The following is a 671-nucleotide window of genomic DNA, read 5'->3' as shown; positions in this document are numbered from 1 at the left end:
ACACCGCGGTAGTTAACCGTGAGCAGGGTGTGAAAACACCCAACGGTAGGCATTTACTTCCGGAGATCAAGAATCAAATAGCCGACCTGCATGGGCAAGGTAAAAGGCCAGCGCAGATAGCTGAGCAGATACCCGGATTGACAGCAAGACAAGCTGAGAATGCTATACAGATTATGGGCGGTAATCGCAAGAAGAGCTATGCCAAGCTTGCCCAGAGGCTCATGGACGACCCTAATGCCACGGCAACGGATTACCATAGGATGCAGAGAATTAAGCTTGCCCAGAGGCGCACAGGCAACCCCGAGGCTACATCGGCTGATTACCATAGAATGCTGAGAGCTAAGCTCGCCCAGAAGCTCACAGGCGACCCCAAGGCTACGCCAGCTGATTACCATAGAATACAGAACGCTAAGCGTGCCCAAGAGCTCACAGGCGATCCCAACGCAACGGTAGCGGATTACGAGAGAATAGGCAAAAAGGCGCGAAGGGAAGGCCTAACTTATGAGCAGGTCGTAGAAGCAGAAAAGCAAAATCCCACGGTATAATTTTGCTTGTTTCTTCTAGACTTTAGCAAGGGAGTCTTTTCAGCCTATTAAGGTATCACCCGGTAGTGCTTGTACCTCCATTCACCATAACACGGCTGTATTCAAAGCTCAGACATGTAGTCGCTG

At 50.5% G+C, this 671-nt stretch carries 1 protein-coding gene; it reads left to right on the top strand.

Annotated elements, in window-relative coordinates:
- A partial coding sequence (locus IEX86_RS24790) for a hypothetical protein (protein ID WP_229685509.1) occupies nucleotides 1–545 on the top strand: 545 nt, incomplete at its 5' end.
- Between the last annotated feature and the right edge of the window lie 126 nt (nucleotides 546–671).

The organism is Pseudomonas asuensis (assembly GCF_014646755.1).
GTDB classification, from domain to species: domain Bacteria; phylum Pseudomonadota; class Gammaproteobacteria; order Pseudomonadales; family Pseudomonadaceae; genus Chryseomonas; species Chryseomonas asuensis.
This window is presented reverse-complemented; position numbering and strand designations above follow the sequence as displayed.